At 70.6% G+C, this 16,616-nt stretch carries 12 protein-coding genes and 1 pseudogene; 2 read left to right on the top strand and 11 right to left on the bottom strand.

Features of this window, described 5'->3' with window-relative positions; translation table 11 throughout:
• Positions 1-404 precede the first annotated feature (404 nt).
• The 8 genes and pseudogenes from Vgi01_RS21670 to ruvC form a co-directional block, all read right to left on the bottom strand.
• Positions 405-2,876 carry a RelA/SpoT family protein gene (locus Vgi01_RS21670; RefSeq protein WP_102660758.1) on the bottom strand — a complete coding sequence of 824 codons (2,472 nt, stop codon included), beginning with the start codon at positions 2,874-2,876 and terminating at the stop codon, positions 405-407.
• Positions 2,877-3,047: 171 nt separating this feature from the next.
• Entirely contained in the window at positions 3,048-3,614 is a 567-nt protein-coding gene (locus Vgi01_RS21665) for an adenine phosphoribosyltransferase (RefSeq protein ID WP_204292187.1), read from the bottom strand.
• Positions 3,615-3,935: 321 nt separating this feature from the next.
• Positions 3,936-4,916, bottom strand: a pseudogene (gene secF, locus Vgi01_RS21660) (protein translocase subunit SecF); the annotation flags it as partial.
• Between the two features lies 1 nt (position 4,917).
• Positions 4,918-6,801: a protein translocase subunit SecD gene (secD, locus tag Vgi01_RS21655; protein WP_204292185.1), complete on the bottom strand. Its 1,884-nt coding sequence runs from the start codon at positions 6,799-6,801 to the stop codon at positions 4,918-4,920.
• A gap of 286 nt (positions 6,802-7,087) precedes the next feature.
• A complete protein-coding gene (gene yajC, locus Vgi01_RS21650; protein WP_204292184.1) occupies positions 7,088-7,426 on the bottom strand; it encodes a preprotein translocase subunit YajC in 339 nt (112 codons plus the stop codon).
• A gap of 136 nt (positions 7,427-7,562) precedes the next feature.
• Complete coding sequence (gene ruvB, locus Vgi01_RS21645) at positions 7,563-8,633, bottom strand: Holliday junction branch migration DNA helicase RuvB (RefSeq protein WP_204292183.1); 1,071 nt, start codon at positions 8,631-8,633, stop codon at positions 7,563-7,565.
• Positions 8,634-8,802: 169 nt separating this feature from the next.
• On the bottom strand, positions 8,803-9,405 hold the full coding sequence (ruvA, locus tag Vgi01_RS21640) for a Holliday junction branch migration protein RuvA (protein ID WP_013732721.1): 603 nt from the start codon (positions 9,403-9,405) through the stop codon (positions 8,803-8,805).
• Positions 9,402-9,929 carry a crossover junction endodeoxyribonuclease RuvC gene (gene ruvC, locus Vgi01_RS21635; protein ID WP_204292182.1) on the bottom strand — a complete coding sequence of 176 codons (528 nt, stop codon included), beginning with the start codon at positions 9,927-9,929 and terminating at the stop codon, positions 9,402-9,404. The genes ruvA and ruvC overlap by 4 nt, the downstream gene beginning before the upstream one ends.
• A gap of 214 nt (positions 9,930-10,143) precedes the next feature.
• On the opposite strand from ruvC, the gene Vgi01_RS21630 reads away from it, so the two are divergent.
• Both Vgi01_RS21630 and Vgi01_RS21625 read left to right on the top strand, forming a co-directional pair.
• Positions 10,144-10,926, top strand: a complete 783-nt coding sequence (locus Vgi01_RS21630) for a 3-hydroxybutyrate dehydrogenase (RefSeq protein ID WP_203224417.1) — start codon at positions 10,144-10,146, stop codon at positions 10,924-10,926.
• Between the two features lie 14 nt (positions 10,927-10,940).
• Entirely contained in the window at positions 10,941-12,860 is a 1,920-nt protein-coding gene (locus tag Vgi01_RS21625) for a helix-turn-helix domain-containing protein (RefSeq protein ID WP_203224418.1), read from the top strand.
• A 47-nt stretch (positions 12,861-12,907) separates the two neighbouring features.
• Here the strand turns inward: Vgi01_RS21625 and Vgi01_RS21620 are convergent, their stop codons facing one another.
• The 3 genes from Vgi01_RS21620 to Vgi01_RS21610 all read right to left on the bottom strand — a co-directional run bounded on the left by Vgi01_RS21620 (position 12,908) and on the right by Vgi01_RS21610 (position 15,976).
• Positions 12,908-13,621, bottom strand: a complete 714-nt coding sequence (locus Vgi01_RS21620) for a DedA family protein (RefSeq protein WP_102660766.1) — start codon at positions 13,619-13,621, stop codon at positions 12,908-12,910.
• A 173-nt stretch (positions 13,622-13,794) separates the two neighbouring features.
• On the bottom strand, positions 13,795-14,394 hold the full coding sequence (locus Vgi01_RS21615) for a TetR/AcrR family transcriptional regulator (protein WP_102660767.1): 600 nt from the start codon (positions 14,392-14,394) through the stop codon (positions 13,795-13,797).
• A 19-nt stretch (positions 14,395-14,413) separates the two neighbouring features.
• Entirely contained in the window at positions 14,414-15,976 is a 1,563-nt protein-coding gene (locus Vgi01_RS21610) for an MFS transporter (RefSeq protein ID WP_204292181.1), read from the bottom strand.
• Between the last annotated feature and the right edge of the window lie 640 nt (positions 15,977-16,616).

The following is a 16,616-nucleotide window of genomic DNA, read 5'->3' as shown; positions in this document are numbered from 1 at the left end:
CCCGCACACCCGCACACCCGCACACCCGCACACCCGCACACCCGCACACCCGCACACCCGCACACCCGCACACCCGCACACCCGCACACCCGCGATCTTGCACTTCGCGTCGCCTTTATGCGCTATTCATCCCGCTATGTGACGACCCAAAGTGCAAGATCGCCGAGCACAGAGCCTGCGCGCGCAGGCGCTGTCGGGCGCGCGTCCGTGCGCACCGTCCGTACACGTGGATCTTGCACTTTGTGTCGCCCTTTCGCGGCATTCATCCCGGTATTCGGAGACCGAAAGTGCAAGATCCACGTGTAAGCACGAGCCACGCAGGGGGCGACCCACGCACGGCACCCCGGGCAGGGCCGCGTGTGCGGGCCGTGCGCGGGGTGGGGTGCGGGGAGTAGTGGGGTGGGTTAGGAGCCGGAGGTTACGCGGTAGGCGTCGAAGACGCCGTCCACCTTGCGGACGGCGGCGAGCAAGTGCCCCAGGTGTTTCGGGTCGGCCATCTCGAAGCTGAACCGGCTGACCGCCACCCGGTCGCGGGTGGTGGTGACGGTGGCGGAGAGGATGTTGACCCGCTCTTCGGAGAGCACCCGGGTGACGTCGGCGAGCAGCTTGTGCCGGTCGAGGGCCTCCACCTGGATGGCGACCAGGAAGGTCGAGGCGGAGGTGAGCTTCCAACTCACCTCGACCACCCGTTCACCCTGGGCGCGTAGGTCCTCGGCGTTGGCGCAGTCGTCGCGGTGCACGCTGACGCCGCCGGAGCGGGTCACGAAACCGAAGACCGTGTCCGGGGGCACCGGGGTGCAGCAGCGGGCGAGTTTGATCCAGACGTCGCTGACACCGCGTACGACCACACCGGGGTCGTGGCTGGAGACCCGGCTGCGCGGCGGACGGGTGGCCACCGCGGTCTCGGCGATGTCCTCGGCCGCGCCCTCCTCACCGCCGTAGGTGGCCATCAGCTTCTGCACCACCGACTGGGCGGAGACCTGACTGTCACCCACCGCGGCGTACAGCGACGCCACGTCGGCCAGGTGCAGGTCCCGGGCGATCGCCATCAGGTTGTCGGAGGTGAGCATCCGCTGCAACGGCATGCCCTGCTTGCGCATCGCCTTGACGATCGAGTCCTTGCCCTCCTCGATCGCCTCCTCGCGGCGCTCCTTGTTGAAGTACTGCCGGATCTTCGTCCGCGCCCGAGGGCTCTTGACGAAGCCGAGCCAGTCCTGCGTCGGGCCGGCCGTGTCGGACTTCGAGGTGAAGATCTCGATCACGTCGCCGTTGGACAGCGTCGATTCCAGCGGCACCAGCTTGCCGTTGACCCGCGCCCCGATGCACTTGTGCCCGACCTCGGTGTGCACCGCGTACGCGAAGTCCACAGGCGTCGACCCGGTCGGCAGCGGAATGACGTCACCCTTGGGGGTGAAGACGTACACCTCCTGGCTGGACAGGTCGAACCGCAGCGCATCCAGGAACTCGCTCGGGTCCGCGGCCTCCCGCTGCCAGTCCAGCAACTGCCGCAGCCAGGTCATCTCGTCGATGTGCGCCGGCGGACCGACGATCTGAGTGCCCTTGTGCTCCTTGTACTTCCAGTGCGCCGCGATGCCGAACTCCGCCGTACGGTGCATCGCGTACGTGCGGATCTGCATCTCCACCGGCTTACCGGTCGGCCCGATCACCGTGGTGTGCAACGACTGGTACATGTTGAACTTGGGCATGGCGATGTAGTCCTTGAACCGGCCCGGCACCGGCTGCCAGTTGGCGTGGATGACCCCCAACGCCGCGTAGCAGTCCCGCACCGTGTCGACCAGGATCCGCACACCCACCAGGTCGTAGATGTCGTTGAAGTCCCGACCCCGCACGATCATCTTCTGGTAGATCGAGTAGAGGTGCTTCGGCCGACCGGTGGTCTCCGCCTTGATCTTGGCGGCCTTCAGGTCGGTCTGCACCTTCTGGGTCACCTGCCGCAGCAACGCCTCCCGCTGCGGCTGGTGCTCCCCGATCAGTCGGTTGATCTCCTCGAACCGCTTCGGGAACAGGGTGCCGAAGGCCAGATCCTCCAGCTCCCACTTGATGGTGTTCATACCGAGGCGGTGCGCGAGTGGGGCGAGGATTTCCAGGGTCTCCTTGGCCTTCTGCTCCTGCTTGGGCCGGGGCAGGAAGGTCAGCGTACGCATGTTGTGCAGCCGGTCGGCCAGCTTGATCACCAGGACCCGCGGGTCCTTGGCCATGGCGACGACCATCTTGCGGATGGTCTCCGCCTTCGCCGCGTCCCCGAGCTTGACCTTGTCCAGCTTGGTGACGCCGTCGACAAGCAGGGCGACCTCGCCACCGAAGTCCGTCCGCATCTGGTCGAGGGTGTACTCGGTGTCCTCGATGGTGTCGTGCAGCAGCGCGGCGACAAGCGTGGTGGTGTCCATCCCCAGGTTGGCCAGGATGGTCGCCACCGCGAGCGGATGGGTGATGTACGGGTCACCGGACTTGCGGTACTGGCCGGAGTGCCAGCGGGCCGCCGTGTCGAAGGCCCGCTGCAACAGCCGCGCGTCAGCCTTGGGGTGATTCTCCCGGTGTGACGAGATCAGCGGCTCCAGCACCTCGCTGACCTGCGAGGACTGCCAGGGCGCGTTGAACCGGGCCAGCCGCGCCCGGACCCGCCGCCCGGTGGGCGCGTGGGAGAACGCGAAGCCACTGCTCGGCGGGGAATCAGCGGCGGCCTCGACGGGTGCGACGTTGGCACCGGCACCCGTACGGACCACATCGCCGGTGGGTAGCGCCGTACCCGGCCCGCCGCCCGGCGCCGTAGCGGCACTGTTGCGGTTCACCGAGCCGTCCGCGTCGCCTGTCGGATGCACCGTGCCCTCCACCGGAGGGGCGACATCGTGGGACACCGGCCTCCTCACCGCTCGCCGGAAACGAACCGACCGTGCGCCGGCCGGCCTGGTCTCGTGCCGCTCGGACGGCTCACCGTCCGCTCAGCAATGGGCAATGCTACCCGCACCGACAGTGCCCTGCCGCTCCGCCGGACGTACCGTGCCGCCTCGTCCGGTGGCGGTCGGCGCTCAAACGGTCAACAGGGCATGGACGTCGCGCGGCGCCAGCCGCTCCCGCCCCTTGAGGAAGGCCAGCTCCAGCAGCACGGTGAACCCGGTCACGGTGCCACCGGCACGCTCGACCAGGTCCAGCGTCGCCGCGGCGGTGCCCCCGGTGGCCAGGACGTCGTCCACCACCAGGACCCGGTGTCCGGCGGTGAAGGCGTCCTGGTGCACCTCCAGCGTGGCCTCGCCGTACTCCAGGGCGTAGGAGGCGGCGTACGCGGGTCGGGGCAGCTTGCCGGCCTTGCGGACCGGCACCACACCGACTCCGGTGGCGTACGCGATGGCGGCGGCGACGACGAAGCCGCGCGCCTCGATGCCGACCACTGTGTCGAAGGACTCCCGCCCGTGGTACGCGACGATCCCGTCGATCACCTCACGGAAGGCGGCACCGTCGGCGAACAACGGCATGAGGTCCTTGAACATGACGCCAGGCTTGGGGAAGTCGGGCACGTCGAGCACCCGGCTGGCGACCAGTCGGGCGACTTCCGGGCCGCTGTCTCCCCGTACCCCGCTGCTGTGGGTCTCCGTCACGGTAGCTCCGCTTCCCTTCCACGACGACGGCGGCGTCCGGCACGCTGCTCGCACAGCATGCCGGACGCCGCCGGATCAGTTCCTACCGGGTGGCCCCGGTGTCGCTCAGCGTCGCTTTCCGCCGCCCGGACGGTTACCGCCGCCGGGCCGCCCACCGCGGGCGCCGCCGGAGCGCTTGCCCGCCGGCCGGGCGCCCACCTTCGGGGCCGCCGCACCGGCCAGAGCCGCATCGGTCTCCGCCGGCAACGGCTCCTCGTCGTCGCCCTCGACCGCGGCGGCCGTGGCCGCCTTGACGCGGGCCTCCTTCGCCGGCACCGGGTTGGCCCGACGGGCCTGCACCCGCTTGTTGTGCGCCTGGATCCGCGGGTCGCGGTTCTTCAGCACCACCAGCAGCGGGGTGGCCAGCGTGATCGAGGTGATGAACGCCATGGCCATACCGACGAACAGCACCAGACCCAGGTCCTTCAGGGTGCCCGCGCCGAGCAGACCGGCACCGATGAAGAGGATGCCGCCGACCGGCAGCAGCGCCACCACCGAGGTGTTGACCGACCGCATCAGGCTCTGGTTGACGGCCAGGTTGGCGGCCTCGCCGTAGGTCTGGTTGTTGTTCGCGGTGATGCCTCTGGCGTTCTCCTGCACCTTGTCGAAGACCACCACCACGTCATAGAGCGCGAAGCCCAGGATGGTGAGGAAACCGATGATCGTCGACGGTGTGACCTCGAAGCCGACGATCGAGTAGATGCCGGCGGTGAGCACCAGGTTCATCACCAGGGAGAAGATGGCCGCGACCGCCATCTGCCACTCGAAGCGCAGCACCAGGTAGACCGTGACCAGGGCGATGAAGATGACCAGACCGAGCAGGGCCCGGTTGGTCACCTGGCTACCCCAGGCCTCGCTGACCCGGTTGGCGCTGATCTCGTTCGCGTCGATGCCGAACCGCTCGGCCATGTCCAGCCGGACGGTCTCGGCCTGCGACTGGTCGAGCTGGGTGGTCCGCAGCTCGTAGAACGAGCCGCCGGCCCCGCCGACCTGCTGGGCGGTGACCACGTGGGCGCCCGCGGTGCTCAGCGACTCGCCTGCGGTCTCCTCGGCCTGCTGCATGGTGCCGACGCTGGTGGGGATCTGGAACGAGTTGCCGCCGGCGAACTCGATGCCCGGGTTGAACCCCTTGATGAGGATGCTGGCCAACGCGATCAGCACCAGCACGGCCGCCGCGGTGAACCACATCTTGCGCTTGCCGACGACGTTGAGGCCGGCCTCGCCCCGGTAGAGGCGGCTTGCCAGAGAGTTCTCAGCAGCCATCTCAGGCCTCCTTGACACGCGGGTTGCGGGGCTGGGCCTGCTCCGACTTGGCCGGCAGCGCCCGGCCGAGACCACTGACCCGCGGGGACAGGAACGCTTGGCTCCGGGCGAGCATCGTCATCATCGGGTGCCGGAAGAGGAAGACCACGACCAGGTCCAGCACGGTGGCCAGACCGAGGGCGAAGGCGAATCCCTTGACCGTACCGACCGAGACGACGTAGAGGACCACCGCCGACATGATCGTGATGGCGTTCGCCGAGATGATCGTACGGCGGGCGCGGACCCAGGCGCGGGAGACCGCGCTACGCGGGCTGCGGCCCTCGCGGATCTCGTCCTTTAGTCGCTCGAAGTAGATGACGAACGAGTCCGCCGCCACACCTAGCGAAACGATGATGCCGGAGATGCCGGCGAGGGTGAGGGTGAAGCCGATCTGCCGGCCGAGCACCACGAGCGCGCCGAAGAGCAGCAACGCCGACAGCACCAGGCTCGCGAAGATCACCGTGCCGAGCAGCCGGTAGTAGAAGAACGAGTAGATGATGACCAGCAGCATGCCGATACCGGCGGCGAGCAGACCGGCCCGCAGGTAGCTGGCGCCCAGGGTGGCGGTGACGTTCTGCTGCTCCTGCGCCTCGAAGGTGACCGGCAGGGCGCCGTAGTTCAGGTAGCCGGCCAGCTCGCTGGCCTCGGCGTTGCTGAAGTTACCGGTGATCTGGGAGTTGCCGGTGAGCACGCCCTGGATCTGCGGCGAGGAGATGATCTGGTTGTCCAGCACCACGGCGACGCGGCAGCGGCCCTCGTCACCGAGCGCGGAGGCGTCACACGCCTGACCCTCGTTGTTGAAGGCCTCGCGGGTCAGCGCGGTCCACTTCTCCTGGCCGTTGCGGGTGAAGTCCAGGCTGACCACCCACTGGCTGGTCTGGTCCCGCACCGCGGCGGCCGAGTCGACGTCGGTGCCGAGCACCTTCGCCTGGTCCAGCAGGTTCTTGGCGTAACCGCCCTCACAGGCGACGACCTGCTGGTCCTCGGCGGAGATGGACGCCGGGGGCCGGTCGTCGAGCTGGAGGCAGCCGATGGTCGGCACGTTGAACTGCATCTGGGTCGGCAGCACCGCGACCTCACGGCCGGTCAGCTCGGCGAAGGGCTTGAGCTTCTCGGCAAGCGTGGGGTCGGCGCTGAAGTCGGCCGGCGCCTGCAGGCCGCTCGCGGCGGCCCAGGCCTCCGCGCCGACCTTCGCCTCGACGGCCTTGCGCTGCTCTTCGAGGCTCTGCGGCACCGGCTCCTCGCTGGCGCTCGGCGACGCGCTGGCGCTCGGCGACGGGGTCGCGCTCGGGGTCTCCGACGGGGCGCCACCGCCCTGACCGCCGGACGGCGATGCCGTGGCCTCGGCGTTCGGGGTGGGGGTGGTGCTGCCGGTCGGGCTCGGGGTGGCGGCCGGGTCGGCGCTGTCGCTCGGGCTGGGCGCCGGCGAGGGGATCGCACCGCTGCCGTCGACGATCTTCAGGACCTTGCGGAAGCGCAGCTCGGCGGCGCTACCGATCTCGGTCAGGTCGCGGTTCTCGCCGGGCAGGGAGACGACGATGTTGCGGTCGCCCTCGGTGACCACCTCGGCCTCGGCAACGCCGTACGCGTTGACCCGGCTCTCGATGATCTGGCGGGCCTGTTCGAGGTTGTCCGCCGTCGGGGCCCGGCCGTCGAGGGTGTTCGTCGCCTCCAGCGTGAGCCGGGTACCGCCGACAAGGTCAAGACCGAGGCGCGGTTCGAGCCGGTCCTTCCAGCCTCCGCTGGCACCGCCCGCGAAGAACACCAAAAGATAGAGGACGACAAGGATGCCGCCCAGTACGGCCAATTGCCGTCCCGGGCGCATCTGTCCCTGAGGTGGTGCCACGGCTGTCCTGTCTCCCTGTGCGGTCGCGCCGCCGCAGGCGCGACGGCGGGTCGGCCGGTCTGCCCGGCCGACGATCTGCCTTCCGACGGCGCCCGGGGCTGACGCCGCCGCCTCTGATGGTCGACGCGGGGCGCGTGGACCGGAAGCGAACCGGCGCGCCGACGCCCGGCGTCGGCCTGCTATTCAGTTGTCACACCGCGTTCGGCGGTGGTTGCCCGACGGGGACGCGTGCGGGCTGTCCCCACCCCGGCCGCGCCGGCGTACCGGCAGGCCAGGGTGGGTTCGGTCACTCCTTGACGGCGTCGGTTTCCTCAGCCACCGGCTCCGTGGGGCGCTCCGCCTTGGTCACCACGCGGGCGATCGCCGGTCGGGCGTAACGGGTCTGCACTCCGGGGGCGACCTCGAGCAGGACGCTGTCGTCCTCGATCCCGGAGACCACGCCGTACAAGCCGCCGATGGTCACCACCTCGTCGCCGATGGACAGGCCGGACTGCATCGCCTCCGCCTCGCGGCGGCGCTTCTGCTGCGGGCGGATCATCATGAAGTACATGACGCCGAAGAGCAGCGCGATCATGAGGATCGGCGTGAAGCTACCCGCTCCGCTGCCTTCTGCTGCGTAAAACACAGTTGTCGACCTTCCCATTGGCCTCGAGCCGGCACGTGGCACCGGAGCGGAGGCGGATTTTCACATCCTGTACAGACCGCGGCGAGTCTAGTCGCTGTATCTGGGAACGCCGAACGCGCCGCAGATCACGAACAGATCACGGCTCCCCCGTGTCCACGGAAAACAGGTCGGGCGCGAGGGGAGCGTCAGCCCCAAATGTACCATTTGGCGGTGTACGACCCAGGTGTCGCCAAGCAGCCTCCGTCGCCACCCGACCCCGCGGCGTACGGGCCAGCAGCCCGGCCCGCACCAGGAACGGCTCGCACACCTCCTCGACAGTGTCCGGCTGCTCCCCCACCGCCACCGCGAGGGTGGACAGGCCGACCGGACCGCCCCGGAACGAGTCGACCAACGCAGTGAGCACCGCCCGGTCCAGCCGGTCCAGCCCGAGCGCATCCACATCGTAGACCGTCAATGCGGAACGGGCGGTGTCGAGGGTGACCACACCGTCGGCGCGTACCTCGGCGTAGTCACGCACCCGGCGCAGCAGCCGGTTGGCGATCCGCGGGGTGCCCCGGGACCGGCCGGCGATCTCGGCCGCGCCGTCGTCGGTGATCGGCACGCCGAGAATGCGGGCCGAGCGGTGCAGCAGCGTCTCCAGGTCGGCCGGGGCGTAGAAGTCCAGGTGCGCGACGAAGCCGAACCGGTCACGCATCGGACCGGTCAGCAGACCGGACCGGGTGGTCGCGCCGACCAGGGTGAACGGCTCGACGTCCAGTGGGATGGCGGTGGCGCCGGGACCCTTGCCCACCACCACGTCGACCCGGAAGTCCTCCATCGCGCTGTAGAGGAGTTCCTCCGCCGGCTTGGCGATGCGGTGGATCTCGTCGATGAACAGCACATCGCCCTCGGCGAGGCTGGTCAGGATCGCGGCCAGATCACCGGAGCGCTCGATCGCCGGCCCGCTGGTCACCCGGATGCCCGCGCCCAGCTCCGCGGCGACGATGTTGGCCAGGGTGGTCTTGCCGAGGCCGGGCGGCCCCGAGAGCAGGATGTGATCCGGCGGCGAGCCGCGCCGCATCGCGCCCTGCAACAACAGGTCGAGCTGGTCACGGACCCGATGCTGGGCGATGAACTCGTCGAGGCGCTTGGGCCGGACGCTGACCTCGGCGTCCCGGTCCGCATCGTTGACGTACGCCGAGACCAGGCCGCTGTCGGGGCCGGTCACCAGATCATCCTCATTCGCGACTGCGGGGCTGGCAAACCCGGCTCACTCCTCACACACGGGATCATCTTCATTCGCGACTGCGGGGCTCGCAGACCCGGCTCACTCCTCACACACGGGATCATCTTCATTCGCGACTGCGGGGCTCGCAGACCCGGCTCACTCCTCGCGCTCATCGGGTCCGGCCCAGCAGCCGGATGGCCTGCTTGAGCAGCACCGGCACCGGCGGGGCGGCCCCGTCGACGGTCTCCGCGACCGCGGCGACCGCCTGGTCGGCCTGGCTCGCCGTCCAGCCGAGCCCGATCAACGCCTGGCGGACCTGCTCCGGCCAGGCGCCCCCGGTGACCCCGGCCGCGCCGTCGGCGCCCACCGGGACCGGGCCGATGCGGTCACGCAACTCCAGCACCAGCCGTTCGGCGCCCTTCTTCCCGATGCCGGGAACCCGGGTCAGCGCGGCGGTGTCGGCATTGGCGATGGCTTTGCGTACCGCGTCGGGGGTGTGCACGGCCAGCACCGCCTGGGCCAGGCGAGGGCCAACCCCGCTCGCGGTCTGCAGCAGCTCGAACAGCGCCTTCGCGTCGTCGTCGGCGAAGCCGTAGAGGGTGAGCGAATCCTCCCGGACGACCAGGCTGGTGGCCAGCCGGGCAGGCTGGCCGACCCGCAGGTCGGCGATGGTGCCGGGGGCACACTGCACGGCCAGGCCGACCCCACCGACCTCGATGACCGCATGGTCCGGGCCGGTGGCGGTCACCACGCCACGCACACTGGCGATCATCTCGCTCCTCCTCGTCTGACCCGGTCCGCGGCGGCGGCCAGCTTGGACCGGGTACCACCACGCCACACGTGGCAGATGGCCAGCGCCAGGGCGTCCGCGGCGTCGGCCGGCCGGGGTGGCTCGGGCAGCCGCAACAGCCGGGTCACCATCGCGGTGATCTGCGCCTTGTCCGCCTGACCCGAGCCGGTCACCGCCGCCTTCACCTCACTCGGGGTGTACGTCTGCACCGACAGCCCGGCCCGCGCCCCGGCGAGTACGGCGATCCCGCTGGCCTGGGCGGTGCCCATCACCGTCCGGACATTGTGCTGGCTGAACACCCGCTCCACGGCGACACTGTCCGGCCGGTGCTCGGCGACCAGGTCGGTGAGCGACCGGTCCAGGTGCAGCAGGCGGGTCGGCAGCTCGTCGGCCGGATCGGTGTAGATCACGTAGTAGGCGACGAGCGTGCAGGGGCGACCCGGCACTCCCTCGACCACACCCACCCCGCACCGGGTGAGCCCCGGGTCGACGCCGAGCACCCGCACGCCTCCCCCTCCCAGCCGTCGAGCAGTACGTGTGTTCGACACCCTACCGATGCTCCTGCGGGGCCGCGCCCGGGGACACGCCCGGGCGACGGCACCGCCGCCACACCGGTGACGTCAACGGCGACGGAATGTAGCCGGAGGCCACCTGCCATCGTAGGAGTATGTGCGCGTACGCCATGTGCGCCCGGCCACCCAGCTCGTAGTTTCATGCGCCATGACGGCAGAACCCGTGGCGCGCCCCCACGTCGTGAACGTCGACCTCACCGGCCGCACCGCTGTGGTGACCGGCGGCGGCAGCGGCATCGGTCGGGCCTGCGCCCTACGGCTGGCCGTGGCCGGCGCCCAGGTGCTGGTGGTCGACCGCAACGCCGAGGCGGCCGAGCAGGTGGCGGCGGAGGCCGGCGGTCGGGCCGTGGGGGTGGATCTGGCCGACGCCGCCGCGGTGGACCGGCTCGACGCCGGCGTGGACATCGTGGTCAACAACGCCGGTCTGCAGCACGTCGCCCCGATCCAGGACTTCCCGGTCGAACGCTTCGAGTACCTGCAGCGGGTGATGGTCGAGGCGCCGTTCCTGCTGATCCGGCGGGCGCTGCCGCACATGTACGCGCAGGGCTGGGGTCGGGTCGTCAACATCTCCTCGGTGCACGGGCTGCGCGCTTCGCCCTACAAGGCGGCGTACGTCGCGGCGAAACACGCCCTGGAAGGGCTGTCCAAGGTGGTGGCGCTGGAGGGCGCGGCGTACGGGGTGACGGCCAACTGCATCAACCCCGCGTACGTGCGCACCGCCCTGGTGGAGGGACAGATCGCCGACCAGGCCGCCACGCACGGCATCCCGGAGACCGAGGTGATCGAGAAGATCATGCTGGCCCGGGCCGCGATCAAACGCCTGATCGAGCCGGACGAGGTGGCCGAACTGCTGGCCTACCTCTGCTCACCGCCAGCGGCGTTCATCACCGGCGCGTCGATCGCGCTCGACGGGGGCTGGACGGCGAACTAGTGTCCCCCCGCACAATGTCGGTCATGTCGTCGCCGCTGGAGTTCCTGGAACTGCTCGCCCGGGAAGCCGCTGCGGTCGAGTTCGAGGGTCCGCTGGTCGCCGCCCGCTCGGCCGGGCTGCCCGCCGACCAGATCGCCGAGCTGGAGCAGGCCAAGACGGTGGCGCTGCGGGTCCGCGCGCTGCTGGAGCGCCGCCGCCGCCGGGAGAGCGAACTGCTGAGCCTGTACGACACGGTCAGCGACCTGGCCGGGCTGCGTGACCTGGACGACGTGCTGCGGGCCATCGTGCACCGGGCCCGGCACCTGCTCGGCGCGGACGTCGCCTACATGACCCTCAACGACGCCGAACGCGGCGACACCTACATGCGCGTCACCGACGGCTCGGTGTCGGCCCGCTTCCAGCAGCTGCGGCTGCCGATGGGCGCCGGCCTCGGCGGGCTGGTGGCCCAGTCGGGCGCCCCGTACGTGACCGCGAACTACCCGCAGGACGAGCGCTTCCACCACACCCGGGAGATCGACGCCGGGGTGGGCGAGGAGGGGCTGGTGGCGATCCTCGGGGTGCCGCTGCGGCTCGGCTCCACCAGCATCGGCGTGCTCTACGCGGCGAACCGTTCGGCCCGGCCGTTCGTCCGCGAGGAGGTGGCGTTGCTGCTCTCGCTGGCCGCGCATGCCGCGGTGGCGATCGACACCGCGCGGCTGCTGGCCGAGACCCGGGCGGCGTTGGCGGAGCTGTCGTCGGCCAACACCACGATCCGGGCGCACAGCAGTTCCGTCGAGCGTGCCGCGGCGGCCCACGACCGGATGACCGCGCTGGTGCTGCGCGGGGGCGGGGTGGAGGACGTCGCCGCGGCGGTCACCGAGGTGCTGGGCGGGACGCTGCTGGCGTTGGACGCCGAGGGCCGGCTGCTGGCCCGGGTCGGTGCGCTCGACGAGCCGGACCGCGCCGACCTCGTGGAGGCGGTGGCCGCGTCCCGGACCGAGGGACGCAGCGTACGCCGGGGCGAGGTGTGGTACGCCGCCGTGGTGGCCGGTGCGGAGAACCTGGGTGCGCTGGTGTTGCACCCGGAGGGCGAACTGGCCGACGCCGACCAGCGGATCCTGGAACGCGCGGCGCTGGTCACCGCGTTGCTGCTGCTGTTCCGACGCACCGTGGCCGAGGCCGAGGGCCGGGTCCGGGGTGAACTGCTCGACGACCTGATCGCCCGGCCGTTGCGCGACACCGACGCGCTGCGCAGCCGCGCCCGCCGCCTCGGGGTGGACCTGGACGCCCCGCACGTGCTGGTGGCGGTCGACGACGACGCGATCGCGGCCACCGGATCGGCCCGCCAGCGGGTGCTCTCCTGGGCCACCACGTACGCCTCGACCCGCGGTGGGCTGGCCGCGGCGCGCGACGGGCGGGTGGTGCTGATGCTGCCCGGGCAGGATGCCGGGGGCAGCGCCCGGGCCGTGTCACGGGACCTGTCCCGGATCACCGGCCGGCCGGTGACCGCCGGAGCGAGCGGCCCGGTCGCCGGGCCGACGTCGCTGGCCGCCGCCTTCCGGGAGGCCGACCGCTGCCTGGCCGCGTTGGGCGCGTTGGGCCGGGCCGGGCAGGGTGCGAGCACCGCCGAGCTGGGCTTCGTCGGACTGCTGCTGGGCACGGTCTCCGGCGACGGTGACGCCGACGTGAGTCAGTTCCTCGCCACCACCATCGGCCCGGTCGTCGACTACGACGCCCGTCGGGGCACCGCACTGGTGCGGACGTTGGAGGCCTACTTCGGCGTCGGCGGCAGCCTGGCCCGGGCCGCCGAACTGCTGCACGTGCACGTCAACACGGTGACCCAGCGGCTGGAGCGGGTCGGGCAACTGCTCGGCGCGGACTGGCAGAAACCGGAGCAGGCGCTTCAGGTGCAGCTCGCGCTGCGGCTGCACCGGCTGCGTACCCCCGGGGGTTGAGCCGGCTGCTCATCCCTGGCCGCCGGCCCGCGACGACCGCGCGCGGCTCAGTGCTTGCCGTAGTGCTGCCGGGTTTCCCGGATCGCCTCCTCGGCGGCGGCCCGCTCCTGCGGGGTGGTTCCCCGCCGGGCGGCCAACCAGGCCCGCAGCAGCTCCACCGCGATCGGCAGGACCGAGATCCCCACGATGCCGATCAGGATGAACTCGATGTTGGCCTTGACGAACGGGATCTGCCCGAGGAAGTAGCCCAGCACGGTCACCCCGGTGCCCCAGAGGATGCCGCCGATGACGTTGAAGATGACGAAGGTGCGGTAGTTCATCCGGCTCACCCCGGCCACGATCGGGGTGAACGTCCGCACGATCGGCACGAACCGGGCCAGCACGATGGAGCGCGCGCCGTACTTCTCGAAGAAGTCATGCGCCTTGAGCAGGTTCTCCTGCTTGAACAGGCGTGAGTTGGGTCGCCGGAACAGCGCCGGGCCGACCTTGCGACCGAACAGGTAGCCGACCTGGTCACCGGCGATCGCGGCGACGGTGATGAGCAGACACACCAGCCACAGCGGATATTTGAGGTACTGCCCGTCGGCGACCAGCAACCCGGTGGTGAACAGCAGCGAGTCACCCGGCAGGAAGAAGCCGATCAGCAGCCCGGACTCGGCGAAGACGATCACCAGGATGCCGATCAGCCCGAAGGTCGAGATCAGCCACTCCGGTTCGAGCCAATCCGGCCCGAGGGCCAGGTCGATGACAGGCGAGGGCACGGAGACCTCCGATGGCGGCAACGATCCCGACGAGTGCGGGGCCGCCCGTAGTCTAGGCCGCTACCGACGCCTCGGGGCCCCGACACCGATACACACCGATGTCGTCATCCCGCACCGGATCGTCGTGCTCGTCCGCCGTCCGCGCCGACCCACAGCGGTGCGCGCCCCCGGCCTCAGCGGGCCTGGATGCCCGCCAGCACCTGGTCGACGACCCGCGCGGGCAGCGTCGTCTCGTCGAGGTCAGGGTTCCAGTTCAACATCCGTTGAATGAGCAGCGGGCCGGTGATCAGAGCCAGGGTGACCTCGACGTCGATGTCGGGGCGGAGTTCGCCGTCGCGGATGCCGCGCCGCAGCACCTCGCGCATCACCGCGCGGCGGGGCTCCACGATGCTCTGGTACAGCGCGTAGTGCTCGGCATTGCGTTTCACGTTGGGCACCAGACAGGGCATGATCTTCGCCGCGCGCGGGTCGATGTTCTGCCCGACCGCGCCGACCAGGGCGACGAGATCCTCCCGGACGGACCGGCCGGACGGCTGCGGCGGCTCGCCCTTGAGGGTGCGCAGCGCGTCGTGCAGCAGCGCGTCCTTGCCCGCCCAGCGACGGTAGATGGTGGCCTTGCCGACCCCGGCCCGCGCGGCGATCGCCTCGACCGAGATCGCCTCGATCGTGCTGCCCTCGGCGAGGAGGTCCAGCGTGGCCTCGATGATCGCTTCGTCTGCGCGGACGCTCCGCGGCCGGCCGGGCGGCCGCGGAGCGTCTGCCGTGCTCGTCATGCCCGCATTGTTCCCGACGCTATGCGGTGCCGGCCAACTCGGGTTCACCGACCGTGGCCGGCGCGCCGGTGCCGGACCGGGTGGGCATCCAGCGCAGCGCCACCAGGATGCCGGCGGCGGTGACCAGTGCGGCCAGCGCCGCCGACCAGTGCATCGCCGAGATGAAGGCGTCGTTGGCCGCCGTGATCAGCTGCGGCGCCGTCGGCCCGAGCTGACCAGCGGCGGCGTACGCCCCGGAGATCGACTCGCCGGCCGCCTCCCGCGCCTGCGGTGGCAGCTCGGTCAGGGCCGGGTCGATGCCGTTGCGGTAGCCCGCCGCGAGCACCGAACCGAGCACCGCCACGCCCAGCGCGGCGGCCACCTGGCGGATGGTGTTGCTGACCGCGGAGCCGACACCGGCCTTCTCCCTCGGCAACGCCGACATGATCGACTCGGTGGCCGGCGGCATGATGTTGGCCATCCCGGCGCCCTGGATGAAGAAGAACACGAGCACCACCCAGATGGGCGTGACCGCGTCGATGACGGCGAACGCGCCAAGCGCCACGGCGGACAGCACCAGCCCCACCACCGCGACCGCCCGAGGGCCGTACCGGCGCACCATGGCGGCGCTGCGCGGGGCGAAGAAGAGTTGGGCGACCGCGAACGGCAGGAAGATCAGGCCGGTCTGCAACGGGCTGTAGCCGCGTACCAGTTGCAGGTAGAACGAGCTGAAGAACATCACGCCCATGGCGGCGAAGAAGACCAGGCCGATCAGTGCCACCGGTACGGCGAAGCGCGGTTCCCGGAACAGGCGTACGTCAAGTGAGGGATGGCTGCTGCGCCGCTCGTGGGCGATGAACCAGGCCAGCACCGCCAGCCCGCCGACGATGGCGGCCCAGACCACCGGCCGACCGAAGCCGTGCTCGCCGCCGTCGATGATGCCGTACGTCAACGTGACCAGGCCGACCACCGACAGCGCGACACCGAGCACGTCGATGCGCCCCGGGTTCGGATCCCGCGACTCCGGCACCAGCAGCGCCACCAGGACGACGCCGAGCGCGACGACCGGCACGTTGATCAGGAAGACCGAACCCCACCAGAAGTGCTCCAGCAGCAGGCCGCCGAGGATCGGGCCGATCGCCATCGCCAACCCGACCGCGCCGGCCCATATCCCGATGGCCCGTCCCCGCTCCCGCGGGTCGAAGACGTTGGAGATGATCGACAGAGTGGCCGGCATGATGGCCGCACCGCCGGCGCCCATCAGCGCGCGGGCGGCGATCAACTGTGCGGGGCTCTGCGCGTACGCGGACAGCAGCGACGCCAGACCGAACAGCACCAGGCCGATGAGCATCATCCGGCGGCGACCGGCCCGGTCACCGAGCACGCCGAAGGTGAACAGCAGCCCGGCGAAGACAAGCGTGTAGGAGTTGATGAACCATTCGAGCTCGCCGTGGCTGGCGCCGAGTCCGTGTACCGGATCGGCGAGCGTGCGCAGCGCGACGTTGAGGATGGTGTTGTCCAGGACGACCACGAGCAGGCTGATCACCAGCACTCCGAGGATCGCCCACCTCCTCGGATGTCCGGTGTTCGCATTCGGCGGCATTCCCCGCACCCCCCGCTTTTCGATACGGTCGCGTCCGTAATCGCCACCTGAGCGTAGGCTCGACATTATCGATACGGAACCGTTTCGTATCTAATGTGACCGCCGTCACATGACGGGACAGGCGACCTCCACTGCACGTGCACCCTGCGCGCTCCGGGTGCGCTTGCTGCTGCCCCGGCGACAACAGATGCACCCGGAGCCGCTTCACGGGCCCGGGAGGTGCCGGGCCGGCCATCACGGGTGACTTGGCCAGCCCGCCCGCAGCCAGGTGCGGGATTGGGGCCTTTGTCCGGAATCGGTGGGCGCTGGGTGGCCCCTGGACGGAATCCTCGGCGGGTGGGTGGCGTTGTAATGCATGGCTGACGAAGTAGGGGCCACGTAGGCGCCGACCACGCATCGGTGACCAGCGCGATCCTCCCCCACGGCCCCGACCGATGGTCCAGGGAATGAGCTGGCCCGCCCGGTCGTTACACCTGGACCCGGCACCACGACGGGCTTGCACCGTACGCGTCGGCGACGCTTCCCCCAGCGCATCGCAGAACGCCGTACCTGCGGTTTTGCCGCTCCCCTGATCCTCCGCGCCCTTGCCGGCGCCCGCGCCCATCCCCCCGCGCGGACATCACCCCCGAATGGAGATTTT

This window comes from Micromonospora gifhornensis (assembly GCF_016863515.1).
GTDB classification, from domain to species: Bacteria; Actinomycetota; Actinomycetes; order Mycobacteriales; family Micromonosporaceae; genus Micromonospora; species Micromonospora gifhornensis.
This window is presented reverse-complemented; position numbering and strand designations above follow the sequence as displayed.